We start from the raw sequence: 25,075 nt of genomic DNA, 5'->3' as shown, positions 1-25,075 counted from the left end.
TGATAATGTGGCCGTAGGTTATACAGCATGAATTTTAAATCTTTTAGTTTCGCTCCTGAAATCATCCAGGCGTTGGACGAACTTAACTATCACACCCTTACGCCCATTCAGCGCGCAGCAATTCCTGCTGTTCGTAAAGGTAAAGACGTTTTAGCCAGTGCACAAACTGGTACCGGCAAAACTGCCGCGTTTGCTTTACCTATCATCCAAAAATTGGTTGAGTCTGAACTCAGCACAACTAATGCACCTCATGCATTAGTACTTGCTCCAACGCGTGAACTTGCAGAACAAATTGCAAATAATTTTAGAGATTTTGCAAAGCATACATCACTTAAAGTCGTTAGCTTATTTGGTGGTGTTAGCACTGCCGGCCAAGCAAATGCTTTAAAAGAAGGTGTAGATATTGTTGTTGCAACACCGGGTCGTTTATTTGATCATATTCGTTTAGGTAACTTAAGCCTTGCAAGTGTTAAGCACCTTGTTCTTGATGAAGCTGACCGTATGCTTGATATGGGCTTTATTGAAGACATGCAAAACGTTATTAAAAGCTGTGCAGAAGAGCGCCAGATTTTACTTTTCTCTGCTACATTCCCTGCAGCAATTAAACAATTTGCATCTAAAGTATTGAAACAAGCTGAAATAGTGCGTGTTGATCAAACTAACAGTACAGCAAGCACTGTTGAGCATGTTGTTTACCCTGTTGAAGAGCGTCGTAAGCAAGAGCTACTTTCTGAATTGATTGGTAAGAAAAACTGGCAACAAGTGCTTGTCTTCGTAAACATGAAAGAAACAGCTGATGAGCTTGTTAAAGAGCTTAACCTTGATGGTATTCCGGCAGGCGTTTGCCACGGTGATAAATCTCAAGGTAACCGTCGTCGTGCTTTACGTGAATTTAAAGAAGGCAAGGTACGCGTATTAGTGGCTACAGAAGTCGCTGCTCGTGGTATTGATATTGATGGCTTACCTCGTGTAATTAATATTGATTTACCATGGCTTGCAGAAGATTACGTTCACCGTATTGGCCGCACAGGTCGTGCTGGTCGCCAAGGTCAAGCAATCTCATTTGTTAGCCGTGAAGAAGAAAACACTTTGTTTGAAATTGAAACGCTAATCGGCCAAAAAATCAAACGTGTATATTTAGAAGGTTATGAAGTAAGTAACCGTGAAGTACTAATTGATAAAATTGGTAAAAAACCAGCGCATTTACGCCGTACACGTTCTAACAAGTTATCAGGACAAGCAACCGGTGAAGCGAGAGCAGTAAATCGCTCACGTATTTCAAGCGTTCGTAAAAGCTTAAAAGGCGAAAAACTGTCACTTAAAAAGTCATAGTTAACGCCGTTTAGTTTAAAAAAACCTGAGTTTACTCAGGTTTTTTTGTGCCTGGTAATAACACCTCATCAATAATGTTTGCGTATAAATAAGCCGCTTGCTCGTCCTCTTTATTTGCTATTATGGACAAACCAACCGGTAAACCACTTACTTTTCCGACCGGTAGGGTTATGTGCGTTGTGCCAGCAATAGCAGATAACGAACTACTACTGCCATTAAAATTATCACCATTAACTAAGTCAGTTTTCCAGGCGGGGGATACTGTAGGCGCTATAACAATATCAAGCTTGTTGTTTTTATATACATTAACAATGGCTGTCGTTGCTAAAGTTCGATAGCGTTCTTTAGTCTCTTGGTATTTTTGTTTGTTAGTTAAATCAATGGCCTGTGATTGAACTAGGATATCTTGCTCAAAATGGGGCATTTCTGTTTTTTTATTTTGAATATTAAAATTAATAAGTGCTTTTAGGCTTTTAACAGCCACTTGTGTTGGAGTGTTTGCGAGGTAATGATTAATTTCGGCTTTAAAGTCGTAGAGTAAAATATAGTATTCATCAGCAAATAGCGTATCTAAGTTATCAGTAATATCTACATTAATAACAGTGTGCCCAGCCTGTTTTAATGCTTGTAACTGCTTGGCATAAAGGCGCTGCGTTTCAACTGTAAATTTGTCGCTAGGCAGTGCACCAATAATAAGTGACGATTTTGATTTTATATTACCTGTTTTTAATTCAAACCCTGTAGTTGTCGCATCAAGGGAGTCTTCACCTTGCAAAACTGATAAAACCAGCAGCGCATCTTTAAGTGAATGCGCCATCGGCCCTACTGAATCTTGGCTACTTGAAAGAGGCACAACGCCTGAGCGTGATACTTGGCCCATACTCGGTTTTATTGCATAAACTCCATTTACTGAGGCAGGGCACGTAATTGAACCGTCTGTTTCAGTCCCTAATGCTATAGGCGCAAAGTTAAGTGCTACCGCAACAGCAGAACCTGCGCTAGAACCACATGGGTTACGTGTTACATCGTGCGCATTATGTGTTTGTCCGCCTACGGCACTCCAGCCTGAAGATGAATAGGATGAACGAAAATTTGCCCACTCACTTAAATTAGCTTTACCTAAGATTATAGCGCCCGCATTACGTAGTTGTTTAACAACAAAAGCATCATTATCAGTAACGTTATTTTTAAGTGCTAAAGAGCCAGCCGTTGTGGGAAGTGTGCCTTTAGTTTCTATATTATCTTTAAGAAGTACAGGTATTCCATGTAATGGCCCAGCCCAAGTTCCTTTGACGGCAAGTTCATCTAACGTTTTAGCTTGAGCAATAGCTGTAGGCTCTAAACTAATAACCGCATTATAGTGTGGATTAAGTTTATTAATTCGGTCTATATAATTTTGGGTGAGTTGCTGTGCATTAATAGAATTATTTTTATATGCACTGTGAATTTCATCGATGGTTTTTAGCTCTTGTGCTTTAGCGTTAAAAATTGCTAATACACTAAGCAACGAAAAGGTAAATGTTTTGATCATTGTTGAGGTGCTTGAGGTGTTATTATTTTCTATACATTTAGCACAAAAAAGCCTCACAAAGTGAGGCTTTTCGATAAACGGCTTAAAAAAGAGGTTTAAGCGTTTTCTAACATAGACAGTGCGACCGCTTCAGCCGCTTTAATACCATCAATACCCGCTGATAAAATACCGCCAGCGTAGCCTGCGCCTTCACCTGCAGGGTAAAGCCCTTTGGTGTTAATACTTTGGAATGTTTTATCACGCTTAATACTAATAGGCGACGAAGTACGTGTTTCAACGCCGGTTAGTAAACCGTCGTTAGTTGAAAAGCCACGAATTTGTTTATTAAACGCTGGTATCGCTTCGCGAAGGGCATCAATAGCAAATTGTGGTAGCACTTTACTCAAGTCAGTTAACTTAATACCGGGTGTGTAAGAGGGTTGTACTTCACCTAAATTTTCTGATGATTTACCTTTCAAAAAGTCGCCAATTAACTGGGCTGGTGCATCGTAGTTGCTACCACCAAGCTCATACGCTTGCTCTTCAAGTTTACGTTGTAAGTCTATTCCGGCAAGTGGATTACCTGGGAAATCTTGCTCCGGTGATATGCCTACCACAATAGCGCTGTTAGCGTTGCGCTCACTGCGTGAATATTGGCTCATACCGTTGGTAACAACGCGGCCCTCTTCAGAGGTTGCAGCGACTACTGTGCCACCTGGGCACATACAAAAGCTGTAAACTGTGCGGCCATTGTCGCAATGATGAACAAGTTTATAATCGGCAGAGCCTAAAATTGGGTTTCCTGCATTTGTACCAAAACGACATTCATCGATCATTGATTGTTTATGTTCGATTCTAAAACCGACTGAGAATGGCTTTGCTTCAACATAAATCCCCTTTTTGTGGATCATATCAAACGTGTCGCGTGCGCTGTGACCAACGGCTAATACAACATGGCGAGTGTTTAGTTGCTCGCCATTTGAAAGCGTTAAACCTGTTACTTGCCCGTCGTCTAAATGAATATCGTCAACACGTGTGCTAAAGCGAATTTCGCCGCCTAGTTCTATTATACGAGCGCGCATTTTTTCAATCATGGTGACAAGTTTAAACGTACCAATGTGTGGCTTACTTACGTATAAAATTTCATCGGGTGCGCCTGCTTCTACAAATTCAGTAATGACTTTACGACCGTAATGTTTTGGATCCTTTACTTGGCTGTATAACTTACCGTCTGAGAATGTACCTGCGCCACCTTCACCAAATTGTACATTTGATTCGGTATTAAGTGTGCGTTTACGCCAAAAGCCAAACGTGTCTTTTGTACGTTCACGTACCTCTTTACCGCGCTCTAATATAATGGGATTAAAGCCCATTTGAGCAAGTAATAAGCCTGCAAATAAACCACAAGGGCCAAAACCAATCACAACAGGGCGCTCTGTTATATTTTCGCTGGCTTGGGCTACAAATTTATAGTTTGTGTCTGGCGCTACTTTTACATGTTGGTCTTTTTCAAATGCCGCGAGTAGCTCGGCTTCGTTATCAACTTCTATATCGAGTGTATAAATCAGTAAAATAGCTGATTTTTTACGTGCATCATAACCACGCTTAAACACATTAAAACTGTGCAATTGTTCTGGTTGGATTTTTAGTTTATTTACAATTGCTTGACCAATTGCATCTTCGTCATGATCAAGTGGCAGCTTTATTTCGGTTAAACGTATCATTTATATCTCTTTTAGGTGTCATAGCGGGGTATTATTACCGCTCACAATAAGGGGATGCAGGGCACAACGGGTGTGCAAACATAAGGCGCGTATTTTACGTTAAAATAGGGTGATATGGCACTTATTTATTGTATTTTTGGAGTGGATGGGTATGATCCACAACTGTTGTTTAAAATCTTAGGTATTAAAATAGTATGGCGTTTGTAGTCACCGAAAATTGTATAAAATGTAAGTACACCGATTGCGTATCAGTGTGCCCAGCAGATGCATTTTTTGAAGGCCCTAATTTTTTAGCAATTAGCCCGATTGATTGTATCGATTGTGGTTTATGTGTCCCTGAGTGTTCAGCTGATGCTATATACCAAGAAGATGAATTACCAGAATCTCAAAAAGAGTTTGCTGAATTGAATGCTGAACTTGCACTGGTCTGGCCGCGCATTACAGAGGTTAAACCTGCACCAGAGGACGCTGATATATGGAATGGCATAGACGATAAACTTAAACTACTCGAAACATAATACGTAACAATTAGTTACTCCTTTATCATTAAATAGTTAATTTTTTATTTCAAAGTATTAACAAATGTACCTGGATAAATTACAATCCCCAGCTTAAGTTACTCCCTATGAGTAATTACAGTCTAAATGGATGTTTATGCAGTACTTTATAATTATAATAAAAAAGTTTACCTTCCTATTTTTAAGTTTCGTTTTATTACTCTCAAGCCTTGATGTAGCGGCTAGTAAACAGCAAGTATCCTTATCTCGTATTGATTCAAAGATCACTATTGATGGTGTTATGGATGAAGCGCACTGGCAAAATGCGACACGTATACCTCTACTCTACCAAGATGAGCCTAACGAAAAAGGCACACCTCCTGTAAAAACTGATGCCTTTATTTACGAAGATGGCACAAACTTATATGTTGCCTTTATTGCAGAGGATCCAAACCCTGAACAAATTCGTGCATCACTTCGTGACCGCGATACGCTATGGGAAGACGACGTAGTCATTCTTGTTATTGATACATTTAATGATGAACGCAGTGGTTATGAATTTCATGTGAATCCCCTTGGTGCACAAGGCGATATAAGAATGACCGATACTGATGGATGGAGCTCAGATACCTCATGGAATGCTATTTGGGATAGCGCGGGACAAATTAACGAGAAAGGTTACATTGTTGAAATGCGTATTCCTTTTAAGGCACTGCGCTTTCCTGAAAATAAAAAAGAGCTAACGTGGGGTTTTTCAGTCATGAGAAACTACCAACGTGATGTTTTATATCAGCTATCAAATATGGGATTTGATAGAAATATAAAATGTAGCCTTTGTCAGTTTGATAAGTTAGTGGGTTTTAGCGATATTGAATCGAGTAAAAATATTCAATTAACACCTACATTGACAGCACTTCGTAACGATAATAAATCTGAATTACCGGGTAACTGGGATAATGGCGATATAGATACCGAAGTGGGCTTAGATTTGCGCTGGGGTTTAACCAAGGACGCTGTTTTAAATGCGACTATCAACCCAGATTTTTCGCAAGTAGAAACAGACTCTTTAGAGCTCGATGTAAATACAACCTTTTCTATTTATTATGCTGAAAAACGTCCTTTCTTTTTAGATGGAGCTTCTTACTTTAAAAGCAGCTTATTTGAACTTTTATATACACGTACAATTGCAGAGCCTACTTTAGGTGCAAAATTAACGGGTAAAACGGGTGATCATAGTTATGCGTTAATGCTCGCTGATGACGACAATAGTAATATTTTACTGCCAACTAATCAGGGCTCTGGCTTTGCAAGCTTAAACGAAAAAACGAATGCGGCCGCAGGGCGTTATCAATATGACCTAGGTCAGCAGGGTACTATTGGCCTTTCAAGCACGCACAGAGAAAGTGATGACTATCACAACACTGTATTATCAGTGGATGGTAGCTACTGGTTTAATCAATCGGATACTCTTTTGTATCAAGTATCATCTGCTGATACACGTAACTCTGAATTTTTAATTCAAAATTATAACTTATCTGAAACTCAGTCAGATGAAGCATATGCTCTGGAACTTACCCGCGATAAACGTGATTACAAATTATTTGCATCTTATGAAAATATTGGGCAGGACTACCGCACCGATTTAGGTTATCAAGCTAAAGTCGATTATGAAAAAGTTGGCTTTGGTGGCGGACAAACATGGTACAGAGATGAATCTGATTTACTTACCTCATGGTCATACGAAGCTGACTGGGATAAAACGTGGGCGCAAAACGGCGACTTACTTGAAGAAGAATACGAAGGCTTTTTAAGCTTCAAAGGCCAAAAACAATCTATTTTTGAAATTGGTTTAGTGCACCGTTATGAAAACTATAACGACAATTTTTATAATCAAAATATTGGTTTTATTTATACGGGCTTTAAACCCACTAAAGATTTAAAGTTATCACTATATATTGAATACGCTAGCCGCATTGATTATGCAAATGAACAATTAGGCGATGCGTTTGACACTCAAACCCAAGTGGTTTGGGACATTAACGACCATTGGCAGCTCGATGTAAAACATAACTACAGTCAATTAGACAACCCGCAAGGGAAACGTGTGTTTACTGCTAACTTGGTCGACTTTAGACTTCATTATAAATTTAGCATGCGTTCAATTCTTAAATTAATTTTACAATTTGAGGACATTGATAGAGACGAAAACGCCTACTTTTACCAAGTTAGTCAAATCAATAAAGACTATGGCAGCCAGCTTGTTTACTCATATAAAATTAATGCGCAAACACTGTTTTATTTGGGTTACTCAGATAGAGGTTACCAAGACGATTCTCTTAAAAATATTGAGCGAGATCAGCGTACATTTTTTACAAAAGTTAGCTATGCATGGCAGCTTTAAATAAAAATAATAATTGTACCTGCGATAGTTGTTACATTCCTAGGTTGTGTAGCAAGGCATGATTTTGAAGAATAATTTTAGGAAATGGTGTATTGAAGCATCGGGAATGTCAGAAAGGATTAGCAAATACAGATACTAAAGGCTGTAATGGTGTGGCCTAGATTGACGCGGAAGAAAAAACAAAAGAGAGCTTATCGACGGTATGTATTAAATTTTAAACAATTAGAACCTTTTTGTTTATTTTTGTTAATGCCACCTATACTATATATCAAATATAGTTAGTTAATCCGTTATTGTTACAAATTTTTGTTATTCTAATGGCTTAGGATTATATCAATGCTTGCGTAGTACTAAATGCAAGCGATATAATCCGCTTTTGGTAATAGGTTTAATAGGAGAAGCAAAATAGATGGATTTTTTTTATGAGTAAACTTAAACCGTTCGGTTTTATTTTTCTAATTATAATTCTATTTTGTTTTTGCATAAACATAGAATTAACGAATCAGATTAATCGTATAAATTTATTTAGTACTAGTGTTGATATACGAAGTTTCGAAATAACGAATACCACTCTTGATATGGCTCCTTGGTATAATCCGATCTTAAATGGCCACTATATAATTGAGCAGCCCACTGCTGACTTTTTGCTTATTAAAACCACTGACACCCAGTTTGTAGCTGCTGATTCAAGTAAGTTAATTATAATGACACTTGCATCACCTATTAATTTTTTACTTTTATGTATCTTAATATTTGGTTCTGGCCTGTACTTACGTAGAGAACGTAGGAAGCGTCATTATAAAAATCAAATAGCGGAGCTTAATCTTCAAGCCAATAGCTTACTCACTGCATTTAATTTGCAAGTAAAACCGGCAGAGAATCCTTTGGGTGTAAGCAGCTTAAGCCAATCAATAAATAGTTTAAATACGCATGTGGCTAATTATGTAAAACAAACACAAACCAGTATATGCCAAGACAAACTGACGCTATTAATTGACCGCCATGCTTATATTGAACATATCGACAGACAAATTAATCATGCGAATCAGGAAGATCTCAAGTGTGCACTCCTGTTTATAGACCTTGATGGTTTTAAACAAGTAAACGATTCGTTTGGTCACAGTTTTGGTGATGAAATATTAGTTCAAGTTGCTAGCCGACTTGCGAATGTTTTACGCCACCATAAATTAAGTAACATAAATAGTGCTAACCAATTAGAGCAAAACTTATCAAGGTTAGGAGGAGACGAGTTCTCCATTTTTATAGAATTACTTGATGATAGCGACAGAGTTGTTGAAATTGCTAAGCACGTGCTAAGTGAGCTTGAAAAAGACTTTGTGCTTGGCAATAAAATAGTAAAAATTAGTGCCAGTATTGGTATTGCGGCTTACCCAGAAAGTGCATCAACGCCTCAAGCACTTTTACAATTAGCCGATGTAGCTATGTATAGAGCTAAAAGTGATGGTAAGGGAATATTTAAAGTTTACTCGCCAGAAATGGGTAACAAAATGCGCCGTTACCATTATTTACTTGAAGAGCTGCGTTTAGCGGTCGCTTGTAAAGATTTTTACTTATCTTTTCAGCCAATTGTGCATGTTGAAGATTGTATGATTGATTATTTTGAAGCGCTTACCCGATGGGACCACCCAGTTGAGGGTATGATCCCCCCTTCAGAATTTATTCCAATAGCAGAGGAGTCTAATTTAATATTAGAACTTGGCGATTGGATTATGCTTGAATCGTGTCGGCAAATGGCTGCATGGCACAATGCAGGTATGCGTAAAGTAAAAATATCAGTAAATGTTTCGGGCATTCAATTAAAGCACCGTGACATTTATGATTGGGTAATGAAGAAGCTCAAAAAAACCGGTTTACCGGCTACGTCTTTAATGCTTGAAATTACCGAATCAACATTTATTAAAGCCAGTCCTAAAATAATTAAAGAGCTAAGTCGATTAAGAGAAGAGGGCATTACTATTGCTATTGATGACTTTGGCACAGGTTTTAGCTCGTTGAGCACATTAGCGGATTTACCAATAGATGTTATTAAAATTGATCGCTCGTTTATAGCTCAAGCTAATAAAAGCCAAAAATATAATGATATATTAAATACAATTAGTGAGCTTGGACAAAAGCTTGGCCTTAAAATTGTAGCAGAAGGCGTTGAAGAAATAGGGCAGTTTGAACTTGTTAAAAAAATGGGTGTGAGTTCTGTTCAGGGTTATTTAGTAAGTCGACCTGAGTCATCAGCTAATGTAGGTAATAAAGTATTACGCAATAACACTAGTAACCTTTCAGCATCGGGTACAAGTGCTTGGGATATAGTTAGTTAGTTAGTTAGTTAGTTAGTTAGTTAGTTAGTTAGTAAGTTTACAAATAAAAATGCCACTCTAAGTAGAGTGGCATTTTTTGTTTAATCAGTAATTATTGTATTAAAGATCAAATGTGCGTGAAACAGCAAGTACAATACGCTCATCAGCATAATCGTAATCTAAGCTTGTGTTTTCAGCGGCCACTTCAATACCAAACCCTTCATAACTAGTTTGATATGCTAAACGGTAATGGTTGTATGATTTTTTCTCGTTTACATCCCACGCCCACTTTTGTCCGTCAAGCGAGTTTGAAATATCAAAGCTTGCACGTAGTGCATGATTTGGAGCCAGCTCATAGGTGTGTGCAATCATTGAGATTACATGGCCTCCACCTTGACCAAAGTAATCCCAGCTGTACCAAAAGTTAAGCTCAGTTTGGCCGTATTCACTTGCATAACCAAACTTAGTGTAAGCTTCAGCGTAGTTACCATCGCTGTTATTACCTTGATAAGTGTAATAAGCAATGCCGTAGTCAACGCTAAATTGCTCATCAAGTTGTACATATTTACCTACATAAGCATCAAGCTCAAAATCAGTATCGTCACCAAAATCTACATTTGAAGCCCATACACCTGCGTAAACACCGCTATCAAAGGCATAGTCTAAGCTGCCTTGAATTGCAGGGTCGCTATCTGTTTGGCTTACACCATTAAAAGTGTAGTCAGACGCTGCAGTGATTGTTGTTGACCAATCAGCAGCTGCGGTTGTTGATAAAAGTGCAAATGGTAGTGCTACTACAAGTTGTTTTAATTTTCTATTCATTATTAATCCCTAATGTACTGTGTCTATTTTTGTGTAATCAATTTCGTTTGCTTTTGGTGAACTGTCTATGTTTGTAACTGTTTTAAACTTGCTGTATCCGATAAAACCAGCACAGATAAAGAACAATCCAATAACTAATGCGCCTACCCACTGAATTTGTAAAAATTCTAATTTAAACAATAGTGTAAGTAGTGATAGAGCAACAACATTTCCGATCATGTATTTCATTTTTCCAAAACGCTTTACGGTAAAGTTTAGGTTATCTGTATATAAACGCACTAACGAATCGAGTGAGTTAATTACAAATACAATACCTACAAATACCATTGCAAAGTTTTTAATACCTTGAGTTGGAATGCCCGCTTCATGGTAGTGATAAAGTACGCTAAACCAAATCGCAATAGGAATAGAAGGGAAAATCAACATAGCACCTAATACTTGATATGTTTTAAGTCCACCAACAAAGCGTGATGTAAATTGACCAATCATTATGCTCCACGCAAACCACCAGAATAAGTAGAACTCATGGTAATCATTAAGCGGTAAAACAAATTCATTAATGTTTGCAAAGTAAGTACCAATAGAGCCTAAGTTATCTGTAAATGCTGACATTTGACTATCACCAATCACAAATGCGCCAGCCCACATAAAGGCGATTAAAGCTAAAAATAACCACGTAGTAGAAATACTTAAAATACGTACATATTTAATATCAGTACTTGAGTACACAGCAAAACAGATAGCAGCAAACACAATTAAGTAAAACTCAGAAACTATACTTGTTCCATCACCTAGTTCGGGTAAATACCAAGGTAGGTTTGTAAGCAGCAAATAAGCAGTAAATGCACATGTACCAATAATTACAACGTTATTGATAAATTTAACCCAAGGAATTTCGAAAAATTTCACTTTAGGTTCTATTACACAGAAATAAAAGCACGTAAGAAAGTAAAATCCCCAGATCAAAAATCCCCAGTAGCCAAACTCAATAGCCAGTGGATTTGCAAACGCGTATTCTGGGCTTGCTTTTATGTCTGCATAACCTGCAAACTCAGTTAAAGGAAACATGATAAGGCCAACATCTAGGCCAGAAGTAAATAGTATTGCTATAAACGTAAAGGTTCGAACTGGTGTTACACCTACTACGCGAACATTACCCCATTTAATTAAAATAGTGATAATGGCAAGTAAGGTAAAAATGATCCCTGCATTAAGCCAAATAGTCATTGTTACCCTCCAGTAATGAATAAAAATAATTCATAAGCACTCCGTATTTTATTGTTTTATTCTCGCATTAACACAACGTAACCTATTTACATCGTGTGCCACTGCAAGGCACGCATTGGTTTAGCCCGACGAGACTAAACCTAAGCATGTGGCTAAAGTTAGATCTCCGTACTACGTTGTGTTTCTTGCCAGTTTGTTGTTATGGCAACATTCACATCCGATTTCTGTAATGGGTCTTTACCTAAAATTATGTCAGCTGCTTTTTCGGCAACCATAATAGTCGGCGCATTCAAGTTTCCGTTAGGAACAGTTGGGAATATAGATGAGTCAACAACTCGTAACCCTTCAATACCACGTACTTGCGTATTTGAGTTAACAACGGCCATATCATCTTCACCCATTTTGCAAGAGCAAGAAGGGTGGTAGGCACTTTCTACGGCTTGGCGTACAAAGGCATCTATTTCTTCATCTGTTTGAATATGTTTACCGGGTTGAATTTCTTCATCGCGATATTCATCAAAGGCACTTTGCTCGATTATATCGCGTGTTAAGCGAACGCACGCTCTAAAGCCTTCAATATCGTCTTGGTGTTCAAGGTAATTAAATAAAATGGTTGGTGGTTGCTCAGGATTCGCAGAAGCAATAGTGACACTACCGCGACTTTTTGGTTTGTTATGACCAACATGTACCTGAAAACCATGACCTGCAAATGCACTTCTACCATCGTAACGCATAGCCGCTGGTAAAAAGTGATACTGAATATCTGGCCATTCAACACCTGGTTTTGAGCGAATAAACGCACACGATTCAAAATGATTTGTTGCACCTAAACCCGAACGCGTTAATAACCAGCGCGCGCCAATCAACCCTTTTGAAACAATGCCTAGCTTGCCGTTAAGTGTGATAGGTTGCTTACACTTGTATTGAAAGTAAAACTCAAGATGATCTTGTAAGTTTTGACCAACACCAGGTAAATGATGCTGTACTTCAACACCTGCTTTTTCAAGCGCTTGAGTATCACCAATACCAGAGAGTTGTAAAATATGTGGAGAGCCAATTGGCCCTGCACTTAGTACGACGTCTTTTGCAGCATGTGCAGTTTTAACGTCGCCATTTACTTTGTATTCAATGCCAGTGGCTTTTTTGCCATCTAAAATCACGCGTTGTGCTAATGCACCTGTAATAATTGTTAAATTACTACGCGATTTAACAGGGTCTAAATACTCACGAGAAGCAGAGCTGCGCACGCCGTCTTTTACGGTCATGTGCATTGGGCCAAAACCCTCTTGCTGCGACGCATTATAATCATCTGTAGAAGCGTAACCGGCTTGTACACCTGCTTTGATAAAGGTGCGGTAAAGCGGGTTTTTCATTTCGTTACCGTTATTAACGCCAAGCGGGCCTTTGCCACCACGGTAAGTATTTTCACCAAGGTAAAAGCTTTCTGCTTTTTGAAAATACGGTAAACACGATTGGTAATCCCAGCCGTTTGCACCGTGTTGCTGCCATTCGTCAAAATCTTTTGCGTGGCCACGTACATATACCATGCCATTAATAGATGACGAGCCGCCTAATACTTTGCCTCGAGGACAATGCATTTCACGGTTATCTAAATGAGGCTCAGGCTGCGTATGAAACTGCCATGCGTATTTGTCACTATTCATAGGAATAGATAACGCAGTTGGCATTTTTATAAAAATACTTTTATCGCTACCGCCAGTTTCAAGTAGTAACACGCGGTTACTTGAATCTTCAGATAAACGGTTGGCCAAAACACAACCCGCCGAACCCGCGCCAACAATAATATAGTCGTAATGATTACTCATAGTAGGGCGCCTTAAAATGGGCTTTCTATGTCGGCCATACCAACATAAATAGACTTAGTTTGCGTATATTGATCAAGCGTTTGAATACCATTTTCACGGCCAATACCTGATTGCTTATAACCCCCAACTGGCATTTCAGCAGGTGAGTTACCGTAAGCGTTAATCCAACAAATACCGGCTTGTAACTTATGAATCACGCGGTGAGCACGTTTAATATCGCTAGTAAATACGCCTGCGGCTAAGCCTAGGTGAGTCCCGTTAGCGCGTGCAATAACATCGTCTTCGTCGTCGAAAACAAGCACGCTCATTACAGGGCCAAATATTTCTTCTTTAACGATAGTCATATCGTCATTACAATCAATGAACACAGTCGGTGCTACAAAATAGCCATTAGGTGCAGATTTAGGTGAAAGCGTTGTACCACCGGTTAATAGCGTTGCACCTTCTTCGATGCCTTTATTAACGTAGCTCATTACTAGTTCTTGGTGCTTTTTAGAAATAAGTGCGCCAAAGTTAGTATTTAAATCTTGTGGGTCTCCAGCAATAATGTTTTTCTCAGTGCGCGCTTTAAGCTCATCAATAAACTGCTGATATACATTTTTATGAACGTAAATACGTGTACAGTTAGTACAAATTTCGCCTTGCGTATAAAAGTTACCTAACATAGCAGCACTAACCGCTTGCTCAATGTTGGCATCATCAAATACTAATAGTGGAGATTTACCACCAAGTTCCATCGTGACATCTTTTAAAGTACCGGCAGCACTTGCTACTACTTTTTTACCTGTGCCTACTTCACCCGTAAATGATACTTTATCAATATCGCTATGCTGCGTTAGCCACTGGCCTACATCGCCTGCGCCTTGAACAACATTAAACACACCTGCAGGTACGCCAGCTTCAACAAATACTTCTGCAAGTTTAATTGCGCCCAGTGGTGTTTCTTCTGATGGTTTGAATATAAATGCATTACCAGCTGCAAGGGCAGGGCCCGACTTCCAACATGCAATTTGTAGTGGGTAGTTCCATGCACCAATACCCGCACAAATACCTAATGGCTCTTTACGTGTGTAGTAAAAGTCATCACCAACCATTTGTTGTTGGCCTACTTGTGCTGGCGCAAGGCCTGCAAAGTATTCAATTACATCAGCGCCGGTTTCAATATCAACACAGTTTGCTTCTTGCATTGGTTTACCGGTGTCGAGTACTTCTACAAGTGCAAGCTCATCGTTGCGCTCGCGTAAAATAGCCACTGCTTTTAATAAAATGCGACTACGTTCAATGGGGGTCATTGCTGACCACTGAGCAAAACCTTGCTTTGCACTGGCAATGGCTGCGTTTTGAATAAATTCGTCGGCAATTTCTACTGCGTAAATAACCTCGCCCGTTGCTGGGTTTGTTACATCAAATGTTTTGCCGTTCTGGTTTGCAAGAAAATGGCCGTTAATAAAATTTTGATAGACAGGTGTAGTCACGCTAGGCTCCATATTGCTTGATAAGTGAAAGTACATAGCTTTTTGCTAACTTTTCACTGTGTTTAAACTGATTATTGTCTGATTTACTCAGTACTGCTCTTAACCATAGGCCATCGATCATTGCGGCGCTAAGTTCTGCAGCTTGCTTTGCTTGCTCAATAGGCATTAATTGCTTAAAAGAAAATGCTAAATTACTTTGCAAGCGTTTACTGTTTACGTTTTGTAGTCTGTGTAATTCTTCATCATGCATCGATTGCGCCCAAAAACTTAACCACGTTCGGGTTGTATCATTACGCTGTTGTACAAGCGCAAAGTTGGCTTCGATAATAATCATTAAACGTTCAATGGCATTCGTTTGGTTATTTACTTTACTTATCAAGCCTTGTTTTAAGCTTGATAATAAGTATCTAACAGTGGCTTCAATTAACCCCTGCTTACCACCAAAATAATGACTAATAATGCCTGACGATAAACCGGCATTTTTACTAATGCTGTTTATAGTTGTGCCTTGTAGTCCATTAGTTGCAACTGACTCTATAGTCGCGTCAATTAGCTGCTGACGTCTGACAGGTTCCATTCCGACTTTAGGCATAATTTTTATTAATTGAACGTTCAATAAACATAAGCTTAAGGTAATAGCTCTAACAATTCAAGGCTGAAGTAAATATCTAGATGCCAAAATGTAGATTAATCATTAATAAAAGCGCAACTAATGCGATAAAGAAGATAAGGTTTTACTTTGTTTTATTTTATTTAAAACAAAGGCTTGTGAATTTTATTTTGAAATTAAATAATAGTAATGATTTGTTTACAGCAATAAATGAATAAAATGTTCAATAATCATTAGTGCAGTAATAGTTAGAGTACTAATAGTATTAATTTAATACAAAAGCGCACTAAACCTGCAATTGCTTAGTGCTCTAATAAAATTATATAGAGAGTAAACTTTGTGGTTTTATCGTTTTAAAGTGCTTGGTTTTGAAAGGTCAGGCATTATTAATAACGCCTTTAAAAAGTAGGGGGTAACGTCTTAGTCTATTGCCAATATAGTCATCAGCTAAAATTTGCTGGCAAATAAAGTCTATATCTTTGCTTGCTTCAAAAACCCAATCAAAGCGCTCTATAGCCAGTAAAAAACCACGCTTTAAATGAGTTTGAGCACGGTACTGTTCTAAATTTTCTTGAATAATTGAGACTTTGCTTGGATCAGCTCTAAGCTCTTCTACTACTTGGTTTATAAAAGTAGTATTGAGCTTACTGGTAGGGCGGTGTCTGCGTTTTCGTGGGTGCATTAGCTCTCGTTTGCAATGTTATATAATTTTTTCAAAAAGTCGTCTTTATGCTTTTCATGTTCGTAGTCAAGGTGGTAAGTATTATGAAAACCAAAGCGCAGTTCAACGCCGCTACCTTGTAGGTATACTGTGTAGCCATCTACGTCTGAATAAGCAGTAACACCTTGATAATGCTTGCCTTCATCAGTCATTTCACCTTTTTGAATTATACGTTCATATACGGCTAAAATCTGTTTATTGTCGATTTCGTTTTTCATGTTTTATGCCCTTCGTTTAGTAACTCATACGATACAGATATGAGGGTCGATCATCTTAAAAACAATAGCTAAAAAAGTGTGATATTGCTTTGTAATTTCGCTTTTTTAAATTATGCTCAAAGCTCATTTATTGTTGAGCTTAGAGCATGATAGACAAGGCGTTACTACTAAAAACTCGTGAGTTATCGGATCAATTAATTGCATTGCAAACGCCAATTAGGATACTCGATGCTATTAATTGGGATAAACAAACTAAAGAGGAGTTTTTTAGACAGAAATGTCAAAAAAACCCACTCATCGATCGTGCATATTATCAACAGCGCGACCTTGGTTTTGTACCTAGCGAGTTACGCCAAGCATTTTCTACTTTGCACCGTAACATTATTAATCAATTGGGACAGTTAAATCCGATTGCTCAATATATGGGAAAAATGTGCACCGAGTATAAAACGGTATTAAGTATGCTTGAGTATCGTGGAACGCCAGAGTTTCATGACTTATCGGTGGAGTTATTTGGTCACCCTAAAGACTTATTCCATGCTGGTGAGCCCTCACTTTCTGAGCTAGCTAATATGCTAGATAAACCGCTTCAAAATTTACTTATAGCCGACATACTGCCTGACGACCCTAAAAATATTGATGCTGTTGATGCTGTACGTATTTTGTCTGAGCAAGTAAATGCCAGTATGGCAGGCATAAATGTAGAGGTAATGCTTAGCGATGGTATTGTCAGTGATGCAGCCGCCGGTGCTAATAATATAAAGCTTAATCAAGATGTTAAGTTTTCTCAGCGTGAACTTGATATATTGGAAGTGCATGAAGGGTGGATACACGTAGGTACCACTCAAAATGGTTTAGCTCAGCCTTATTTAACATGTTTAAGTAAAGGCACGCCTAGCTCTACTATTACCCAAGAAGGCTTAGCAGTACTTACCGAAATTATTACTTTAAAATCGACTCCAAGGCGTTTATCTAAATTAGTTAACCGTATTCAAGCGGTTACAAAGGTAATTGACGGTGCTGAGTTTGTAGATATTTACCGTGATTACGTAGCGCAAGGTTTATCAAAAGATGACAGTTACACACTAGCGCAGCGTGTATTTAGAGGCAGTACGCCAACAGGTCTGCCTTTTACAAAAGATATTGCTTACATTAAAGGCTTTGTACTGGTTTATAACTTAATACGCGTAGCAATACAGCTTGGACGAATCGATAGACTTCCTTTATTACTGGTAGGTAAAATATCGATAGATGATTTTAGATTAATATCGCAGCTTCATGATTTAGGTGTAATAGAGAGTCCACAATTTGTGCCACCACATTTTAAAGATTTACGCGGTTTGGCAACTTGGTTGAGCTTCGGTCGTTTTATTGGCGATTTATCGTTTGAAAAATTAGAAAATGATTATAAACCGTTATTTTTATAATTAATCAATATAACTTACCGACATAAAAAAAGCCCATAACGGGCTTTTAAAATAAAGTACTTTAGGTTTTGCTATCGAGCGTTGGTGCTTTCAAATATTTTGTCAGCTGAGGCTGCAACAAAACCAGTATAAAGCTCACCGTCGGCTTTAGGGTAACGAATAGCAAACTCATAAAAGCAGCTAGGGATGCTCATATCACCGTCACTAAAGGTAACAGAGTATTCATCAGCAAGTGTTGACGATTGCTCTAGTAACACCTCTGGTGAGCCTTTAACTTCGCCGCCTGACGTATTAAGCGAAAAGCCAGCGTCTTTTAGGGCTTGGTTAACATCATGAATGTTATCAAACTTAGCAAGCGTATTAATATTTACGGTAAAGTGATTGGCACGGTAGCCCCACGCCGACATCCACGCTGCATATTCGCTTTCAGCTAGCAGTTGTTTGTAAGTATCGGTGCTTACTTGCCAATGCGTGCCTGAATACAAAAAGTTATCAGCAGTAACAGCACTTTCATCAATTTTATCAACCATGTCGGTTACTATGGCTTGTAACTCTGGCGAGCATTTTTCAACTAATAGCTCAGAAATAAACACTTTTGGCTGATTAGGATCGCTATGCTCGTAGTGCTTTGCATAGAGTTTTTTAGCTTCAAAATGGTACTCACCACATTCTTTGTAACCAATAGCTAAAAAATGAGCGGCGAGTTTTTCAAGACCTACTTTTTCGATATTAAATGTACGCAGCGCAATATGATCGTTAATAATGTCATCTTTTTGCGTTGACCCTAAAAGGTCATGAATTTTGTCTGCCGATGGTGTTACGTTTAAGTAGTTTTTCCAAAGGCTCTCAAATAATGTGTTTACATCAGTATGCATGTTAAATCCTTAAATCTAAATTTTGGTTTTATTGCTTATTCAATTATCAAGCCTGGCGCTAGGGTTTGCGGTAAACTCACTTTGTCTGACTCAACAGATGCTACAGGGTATGCGCAATAATCGGCGGCATAATAGGCACTTGCTCTGTGATTACCACTGGCGCCTATGCCGCCAAATGGAGCTGCACTTGAGGCACCCGTAATAGGGCGATTCCAGTTAACAATACCTGCACGAATGCGCTTTAAGAAGTGAATGTAATCATCTTCACTGTCGCTAAGTAAACCTGCAGATAAGCCAAAGCTTGTGTTGTTAGCTTCAATAATTGCGCTGTCAAAGTCGTTGTAACGATACACTTTAATTAGCGGTCCAAAATGCTCTTCATCCGGCATGTCGGTAATGTTTGTTACATCAATAATGCCCGGGCTTACAAAACCTGTGCCTGGTTTTAATTGCTTAAGTTCAACAAGGATTTGCGCGCCTTTTGACACTAATTCGCTTTGCGCAGCGACCATGCCTAATGCTGCTTCTTCGCTTATCATTGCACCCATAAAAGGCTGCTCTGTAGCAAAGCTGTCGTCTACAACTATGTTTTTAGTCGCGCTTATTAGCTTTTCTAAAATAGCATCGCCATTGAGCGATTTTTCAATAAATAAGCGACGTGCACACGTACAGCGCTGACCTGAGGTAATAAAGCCTGATTGAATAATATCGTGCACAGCAGCGCTTACATCACTCACATCTTTTACAATAAGAGGATTATTACCACCCATTTCAAGTGCTAAAATTTTGCCAGGGTGTCCTGCAAATTGCTTATGTAGTAAGTGACCTGTGTTTGAGCTACCGGTAAAAAACAATCCATCTATGTCTTTGTGAGAGGCAAGTGCTTTACCTGTTTCAATTTCACCTTGCACAAGGTTAATAACACCTGCTGGTAAGCCCGCTTTTAGCCAAAGTGAGAGCGTAAATTCTGCAACGTGCGGCGTCAGTTCTGATGGCTTAAATATCACGGTGTTGCCTGCTAAAATTGCAGGAACAATATGCCCGTTTGGTAAATGCCCCGGAAAGTTATATGGGCCAAAAATAGCCACAACGCCATGCGGTTTGTGTCTAATAAACGCTTTTGCACCGGGCATTGGGTTTTCGGTTGTACCGGTACGTTCATGGTATGCTTTTACAGATATAGCTACTTTGCCTGTCATTGCGCCCACTTCGGTGCGGGTTTCCCATAATGGCTTACCTGTTTCGCGTGCAATTATGGTCGCAAATTCTTCACTGTGTTCTTTTAATTGAGCTGCGAAGTTTTCAAGAATGGCTATACGCTCTTCAAGCGGCTTATCTGCCCATTGTACCTGTGCTGCTCTGGCTGCTTTTATAGCTGAATCTACTTGATCAGCGTTTGCGCCATTACCTTGCCATACCACATCGCCATTACTTGGATTGATTGACTCAAATGCTGGACCTTGCCCTGCATGCCACTGGTTATTAATTAGGTGTGTATTCATAAATAATTTACAGGCGGAAAAATCGCGCTGCATCTCCTTGACTTAAATTAAGTGCTTTAGCCACATCTTGGCTAATGACGAGAGTATGTTTTGCATGATTGTAATGTGCGTCTTTGGTAAATGTTGCTCTAAAGCCACTTACGCCTTGATTACATACAGCCAGCGTATCAGAGCTATTTTGTGATATGTGATCAAGCTCACCAATAGTAATAGGGCAAACTTGAGAGTCGCGAATGCTGCGAATATTACCAAGCTTTGCTTCAACCGTTGGACCTGCGTCAAATAAGTCAACGTAGCCTCTGTGCTCAAAACCTTCTTTTTCTAATAATTTTAGCGCAGGTTTTGTTTTTTCATGCACATGCCCAATAACTGCTTGGGCTTTTTTGCTAAGCAAGTTCACATAAATAGGGTATTTAGGCATTAACTCGCTAATAAATACCTTATCGCCTAAGCCAACTAAGTGATCCGCTTCTGGAAATTCAATACTAAAAAAGTGCTCTTGCAGCCATTGCCAAAAAGGAGAATGGCCGTCTTCGTCGCTAACACCGCGCATTTCTGCGATAACAGTGTCGGCAAAACGCTCGCTATGCTGAGCCATAAATAAAAAGCGTGAACGTGATAAAAATCGACCTGTTAAACCTTTGCGGCTATTTTCGCGCAAAAATAATGTGCATATTTCAGAGCAGCCTGTGTAGTCGTTACACATGCTTAAAATATCAACGGTGTTATATACATTTAAAGTAGGCGAGTGGTGTACTGTTTTACCTAAATGATAATGATATAAAGGCACCGATAAACCTACCGCAGCTTCTATAGCGGTTGTGCCAATAACGTCACCTGTTTCACTGTCTTCTAAAACAAATAAATAGCTTTCATCAAGTGGCTGGTTAATGTTTTTGGCAAAGCTTTTTTCAGCACGTTCAATTTTTTCTTTAAGCTGTGCATCGTCCACAGGTAAAGAGGTAAACCCATGACCGGATTCAATCGCTATTTGTTTAAGCGCGTCAAAATCATTGGCAGTAATAGGACGTAATACTTGCATTTATTGCTTGCTCCAATAGCACGCCTGTAGGCGTGCTAATTTAAACTATATTAACCGTTTACTACATCGCTAACGGCTTTTTCAAAGCGCGCTAAGCCTTCTTTAATATCTTCAAACGGGATAACTAAAGACGGTGTAAAGCGAATTACATTCATGCCAGCTACAAGGTTCATTAAACCATTATTAGCACTGGCTACTAAAAAGTCGCGTGCACGTCCTTCAAATTTGTCATTTAGTACTGCGCCAATTAATAAGCCTTTACCACGTACTTCGCTAAATACGTTGTATTTTTCGTTGATTGCGTTTAATCCGTCACGGAATAATTGCTCCCGCTCTTTAACACCGTTTAGTACGTCAGGTGTATTTACTGTATCAAATGCCGCTTCGGCTACTGCACAAGCAAGTGCGTTTCCGCCATAAGTAGAACCGTGAGTACCAATTTTTAAATGCTCAGCAATTGGTGTACGAGTGATCATAGCGCCAATTGGAAAGCCACCACCCAATGCTTTTGCCGTTGTTAAAATGTCAGGAACAACCCCTAAACCTTCATAAGCGTATAAATCGCCTGTGCGACCAACACCTGTTTGTACTTCATCAAAAATAAGTAACGCGTTATGTTTAGTACAAAGTTCACGTACTTTTTTAGCAAATTCATCTGTTGGTGAAATAATACCGCCTTCACCTTGTAATGGTTCCATCATAACAGCACATGTTTTATCGCTGATTAGCGCTTCAAATGCTGCTATATCGTTAAAATCACAATGTACTATGTCAGCAGGTTTAGGACCAAAGCCATCTGAATAAGCAGCTTGCCCGCCCACAGTTACTGTAAAGAATGTGCGACCATGAAAACCTTTATTAAATGCAATAATTTGCGTTTTTTCAGCGCCATATACGTCCAGTGCATAACGACGCGCTAGCTTAAGGGCTGCTTCGTTTGCTTCTGCGCCTGAGTTTGCAAAGTAAACTTTATCAGCGAATGTTGCTTCAACCATTTTTTGAGCTAAACGAAGTGCTGGCTCATTAGTCATAACATTCGATAAATGCCAAATTTTTTCGCCTTGCTCTTTTAAAGCTTTAACTAATGCAGGATGACAGTGACCCAAACAGTTAACGGCAATACCACCAGCAAAATCGATAAACTCGTTATCATTTTGATCCCAAACGCGTGAACCTTCACCACGAACTGGAATGATTGCTGATGGATTATAGTTTGGTACCATTACGTCGTTAAATAAGTCTCTTGTTACTTGCATTTTTACACCTAAATTTAATGGGCTTAGATAAAAGATTAGTTGCTAACTCAAAGAAGAATATAGCCTTTATTCTTCAGCAAACACGTTATTATTTCTTGTAGAGGTCATTATCGAAGGTTAGCTATTAAAATTGCAGTGCTATTTTGTGAAAAATGATTAAAATAAAAGACAAAATAACGAAGAAAATAACCATTATGATAACTCCACAAGATGAAAAGCTACTTTCTGTACTAAAAACAAACGCTAGAGCGAGTATTTCTGATCTTGCTCGCATGCTTGACTTATCTCGTTCAACGGTACAAAGCCGTATGCTGAAACTAGAAGAAACGGGCGTAATTAAAGGCTATAGCGTTGATTATGGTGACGACTACCTCAGTAAAATGGTATCAGCTCATGTGTCTATAAAAGTAAGACAAAAATTAACAACTAAAACAAATATCGAGCTTAAGCAAATTGATGCAATTTCGCAGCTCTATGCCATAAGTGGTGAGTTTGATTTAATTGCTGTAGTACAGGCTCAAAATTTAGAGCAGCTTAGCCATTTACTAGACGATATAGGAAATCTGGATGGAGTAGAGCGCACAACATCTTCTGTTATTTTAGAAACTAAATTTAAGCGCTAGAGTCAGTGAGTTTTTGTTTTAGTCGTTAAGTGAACACTCGGTATACTTTAGGTAAGTAATAGAAAGGCTAGGGTTTGTTGATCTTTCAAGGTTGAATTTTCAGTAGCCTGTTTAGTATTCAGGCAAGGCAGAGCCTATGCAGTGTGGTTACTCCCCATAGGGTTCTTCCTAGGCGCTATTTACTCTTGGTTGCCTACATAGATGTAAGCTATTAGAACAACGCAGGAGCAGTTATCGAGCCCACTAGGTTACAAATCTCGCGCCGCGATTAAATAGCGCCTAGTTTGAACGAATTTTAATCCTCAAAGGTCAACAGACCCTAGATATAAATGCATTAATTTAAATATTTAAGTGTACTTTTTATAAGCTAATAGCAGTAGAGCATAGATTTAAATATTGAAGCCATTGATAAGATACAAAATTTTGTAAGGAGAATTTATGCTTTTTTAATATGCATGACTATACTCATTTTAATTTGTACAATATTTAGTAATGGATTATGCCTGCATATTTTTTTACCCTCTTATTGGGTTTAACTGAGCCTCTTCAGTTTGGAACAAACTTACCCACCACTGCACCTGATAATGCAGTCAACCAAGTTGAGTGTATTTTATTTGAAATGGGAGCCCCTTTTCAGCTACAAACCTTGCCATGGTTACGGGCACGTCGAGAAGTAAAGTTAGACCGCTTAGATGGTTATTTCACTACTCATTTAATGCCTGAAATGAAGGCCTATGGGCGCATATCATCCCCCATCTTTTTAGAAAGCTGGTACTGGTTTACTCATCCAGAGAGCATTAATAAACCAAAAAATAAAATGCGTTATGGTGCAGTAAGAGGGAGTTACCAGGCTAATTGGTTTAAAACTCAGAATATTATTGCTGAGGTAGAAGTAAATTCATTAGAAGAAATAGTAAATGTTATGCACCATAAGCGGATTGATAGAATTCTACTTGATTTAGACGATTTTGAATTAGCAGCCTCAAAGCTAGGCATTAATGAAGATGAGTATCAAAGAGAATTTTTTAGGTATGTACCTTTGGGATTATTTGCTTCGCATTCACTTATTAAACGCTTCCCTAAATTTATGCAGCAGTTTGATGAAAATATAAATACTTGCGCGCAGGCTCCATTTTCACTATCAAAAAGTGAAGAAAAGCAAATACTTGATAGATTGTCCAGTAGTGCTAAAACCTTACTAAACTTACCTAGTTTAGTAGAACAAGTTCAAATAAGTAATGAGTCTCCCTTAAGTGAATCTGAAATTAAAAGACTAGACCAGCTATGGATAAAAGAAAGTAAACAAGTAAAGCACCCTGATGGATTAGCTATGCTTAATTTACCGTTATCTAAAGTATTTAAAAAATGGCAATCTCAATTCAAAGGTGTTGTTACTGAGCTAATATTGACTGATAACCAAGGAAAAAACATCGCTATTAGTAAGCTAACCAGTGACTACTGGCAAGGAGATGAAAATAAGTTTACTAAAACATTTAAACAGTCAAAAGATTTTAACTTTGATAGCGTCACATATGATGCATCAACACATCATTTTCAAGTTCAGCTAAGTTTTCCTGTTTTAGATGATAATAATAGTCATATTGGAGTGTTGATTTTAGGTGTTGATGTAGAAAAAGCACTTCATTCGTCAAATGAAAAGAGTAATTAACTCATT

General features: G+C 38.6%; 20 protein-coding genes. 7 read left to right on the top strand and 13 right to left on the bottom strand.

Annotated elements, in window-relative coordinates:
• Nucleotides 1-27 precede the first annotated feature (27 nt).
• Complete coding sequence (locus I6E72_RS15935; protein ID WP_002958629.1) at nucleotides 28-1,332, top strand: DEAD/DEAH box helicase; 1,305 nt, start codon at nucleotides 28-30, stop codon at nucleotides 1,330-1,332.
• A 31-nt stretch (nucleotides 1,333-1,363) separates the two neighbouring features.
• Here I6E72_RS15935 and I6E72_RS15930 read toward each other — a convergent pair whose 3' ends face one another.
• Nucleotides 1,364-2,863: an amidase family protein gene (locus I6E72_RS15930; RefSeq protein ID WP_197113069.1), complete on the bottom strand. Its 1,500-nt coding sequence runs from the start codon at nucleotides 2,861-2,863 to the stop codon at nucleotides 1,364-1,366.
• Nucleotides 2,864-2,958: 95 nt separating this feature from the next.
• On the bottom strand, nucleotides 2,959-4,566 hold the full coding sequence (locus I6E72_RS15925; RefSeq protein WP_197113067.1) for an NAD(P)/FAD-dependent oxidoreductase: 1,608 nt from the start codon (nucleotides 4,564-4,566) through the stop codon (nucleotides 2,959-2,961).
• 194 nt (nucleotides 4,567-4,760) lie between these two features.
• Between I6E72_RS15925 and fdxA the strand changes: the two genes are divergently transcribed.
• The 3 genes from fdxA (at nucleotide 4,761) to I6E72_RS15910 (ending at nucleotide 9,797) form a co-directional block, all read left to right on the top strand.
• Nucleotides 4,761-5,084, top strand: a complete 324-nt coding sequence (gene fdxA, locus I6E72_RS15920) for a ferredoxin FdxA (RefSeq protein ID WP_010553018.1) — start codon at nucleotides 4,761-4,763, stop codon at nucleotides 5,082-5,084.
• A gap of 136 nt (nucleotides 5,085-5,220) precedes the next feature.
• Nucleotides 5,221-7,464: a carbohydrate binding family 9 domain-containing protein gene (locus I6E72_RS15915; RefSeq protein WP_197113065.1), complete on the top strand. Its 2,244-nt coding sequence runs from the start codon at nucleotides 5,221-5,223 to the stop codon at nucleotides 7,462-7,464.
• A gap of 578 nt (nucleotides 7,465-8,042) precedes the next feature.
• The gene (locus I6E72_RS15910; protein WP_407072741.1) at nucleotides 8,043-9,797 is read left to right on the top strand and encodes a putative bifunctional diguanylate cyclase/phosphodiesterase; all 1,755 of its coding nucleotides are present in this window, start codon (nucleotides 8,043-8,045) and stop codon (nucleotides 9,795-9,797) included.
• Between the two features lie 99 nt (nucleotides 9,798-9,896).
• Here the strand turns inward: I6E72_RS15910 and I6E72_RS15905 are convergent, their stop codons facing one another.
• From I6E72_RS15905 to I6E72_RS15875, 7 genes are all read right to left on the bottom strand, one after another.
• Nucleotides 9,897-10,598 (bottom strand): TorF family putative porin, encoded by a 702-nt coding sequence (locus I6E72_RS15905; protein ID WP_165722747.1) that lies wholly within the window; start codon nucleotides 10,596-10,598, stop codon nucleotides 9,897-9,899.
• A 9-nt stretch (nucleotides 10,599-10,607) separates the two neighbouring features.
• Complete coding sequence (locus I6E72_RS15900) at nucleotides 10,608-11,825, bottom strand: BCCT family transporter (protein WP_024592192.1); 1,218 nt, start codon at nucleotides 11,823-11,825, stop codon at nucleotides 10,608-10,610.
• Nucleotides 11,826-11,983: 158 nt separating this feature from the next.
• Nucleotides 11,984-13,651, bottom strand: coding sequence for a choline dehydrogenase (gene betA / locus I6E72_RS15895; RefSeq protein WP_197113063.1), 1,668 nt, complete (start codon nucleotides 13,649-13,651; stop codon nucleotides 11,984-11,986).
• A gap of 11 nt (nucleotides 13,652-13,662) precedes the next feature.
• Entirely contained in the window at nucleotides 13,663-15,126 is a 1,464-nt protein-coding gene (gene betB, locus I6E72_RS15890) for a betaine-aldehyde dehydrogenase (RefSeq protein WP_101217061.1), read from the bottom strand.
• A gap of 1 nt (nucleotide 15,127) precedes the next feature.
• Entirely contained in the window at nucleotides 15,128-15,703 is a 576-nt protein-coding gene (gene betI, locus I6E72_RS15885) for a transcriptional regulator BetI (protein ID WP_197113118.1), read from the bottom strand.
• A 409-nt stretch (nucleotides 15,704-16,112) separates the two neighbouring features.
• Entirely contained in the window at nucleotides 16,113-16,418 is a 306-nt protein-coding gene (locus tag I6E72_RS15880; protein ID WP_165725464.1) for a hypothetical protein, read from the bottom strand.
• Nucleotides 16,418-16,675 (bottom strand): DUF3081 domain-containing protein, encoded by a 258-nt coding sequence (locus tag I6E72_RS15875; RefSeq protein WP_002958616.1) that lies wholly within the window; start codon nucleotides 16,673-16,675, stop codon nucleotides 16,418-16,420. The genes I6E72_RS15880 and I6E72_RS15875 overlap by 1 nt, the downstream gene beginning before the upstream one ends.
• A 146-nt stretch (nucleotides 16,676-16,821) precedes the next feature.
• Here I6E72_RS15875 and I6E72_RS15870 point away from each other — a divergent pair, with 146 nt between their 5' ends.
• Nucleotides 16,822-18,102: a flavohemoglobin expression-modulating QEGLA motif protein gene (locus I6E72_RS15870; protein ID WP_008169642.1), complete on the top strand. Its 1,281-nt coding sequence runs from the start codon at nucleotides 16,822-16,824 to the stop codon at nucleotides 18,100-18,102.
• Between the two features lie 71 nt (nucleotides 18,103-18,173).
• Here the strand turns inward: I6E72_RS15870 and I6E72_RS15865 are convergent, their stop codons facing one another.
• The 4 genes from I6E72_RS15865 to I6E72_RS15850 are packed head-to-tail and all read right to left on the bottom strand — an operon-like array spanning nucleotide 18,174 to nucleotide 22,777.
• Nucleotides 18,174-18,977: a DUF1338 domain-containing protein gene (locus tag I6E72_RS15865; RefSeq protein WP_007580767.1), complete on the bottom strand. Its 804-nt coding sequence runs from the start codon at nucleotides 18,975-18,977 to the stop codon at nucleotides 18,174-18,176.
• Nucleotides 18,978-19,012: 35 nt separating this feature from the next.
• The gene (gene astD, locus I6E72_RS15860) at nucleotides 19,013-20,479 is read right to left on the bottom strand and encodes a succinylglutamate-semialdehyde dehydrogenase (protein WP_197113055.1); all 1,467 of its coding nucleotides are present in this window, start codon (nucleotides 20,477-20,479) and stop codon (nucleotides 19,013-19,015) included.
• Nucleotides 20,480-20,486: 7 nt separating this feature from the next.
• Entirely contained in the window at nucleotides 20,487-21,521 is a 1,035-nt protein-coding gene (gene astA / locus I6E72_RS15855) for an arginine N-succinyltransferase (RefSeq protein WP_007580762.1), read from the bottom strand.
• A 50-nt stretch (nucleotides 21,522-21,571) separates the two neighbouring features.
• Nucleotides 21,572-22,777 carry an aspartate aminotransferase family protein gene (locus tag I6E72_RS15850; RefSeq protein ID WP_007580760.1) on the bottom strand — a complete coding sequence of 402 codons (1,206 nt, stop codon included), beginning with the start codon at nucleotides 22,775-22,777 and terminating at the stop codon, nucleotides 21,572-21,574.
• Nucleotides 22,778-22,971: 194 nt separating this feature from the next.
• On the opposite strand from I6E72_RS15850, the gene I6E72_RS15845 reads away from it, so the two are divergent.
• Together I6E72_RS15845 and I6E72_RS15840 are read left to right on the top strand one after the other, a co-directional pair.
• Nucleotides 22,972-23,400: an Lrp/AsnC family transcriptional regulator gene (locus I6E72_RS15845; protein ID WP_002958609.1), complete on the top strand. Its 429-nt coding sequence runs from the start codon at nucleotides 22,972-22,974 to the stop codon at nucleotides 23,398-23,400.
• Nucleotides 23,401-23,899: 499 nt separating this feature from the next.
• Nucleotides 23,900-25,069 carry a cache domain-containing protein gene (locus I6E72_RS15840; RefSeq protein WP_101216978.1) on the top strand — a complete coding sequence of 390 codons (1,170 nt, stop codon included), beginning with the start codon at nucleotides 23,900-23,902 and terminating at the stop codon, nucleotides 25,067-25,069.
• Nucleotides 25,070-25,075 lie beyond the last annotated feature (6 nt).

The organism is Pseudoalteromonas sp. NSLLW24, from assembly GCF_015864725.1.
Classification (GTDB): Bacteria; Pseudomonadota; Gammaproteobacteria; order Enterobacterales; family Alteromonadaceae; genus Pseudoalteromonas; species Pseudoalteromonas arctica.
The sequence above is the reverse complement of the archived record's forward strand: the minus strand, read 5'-3'. Positions and strand labels throughout refer to the sequence as shown.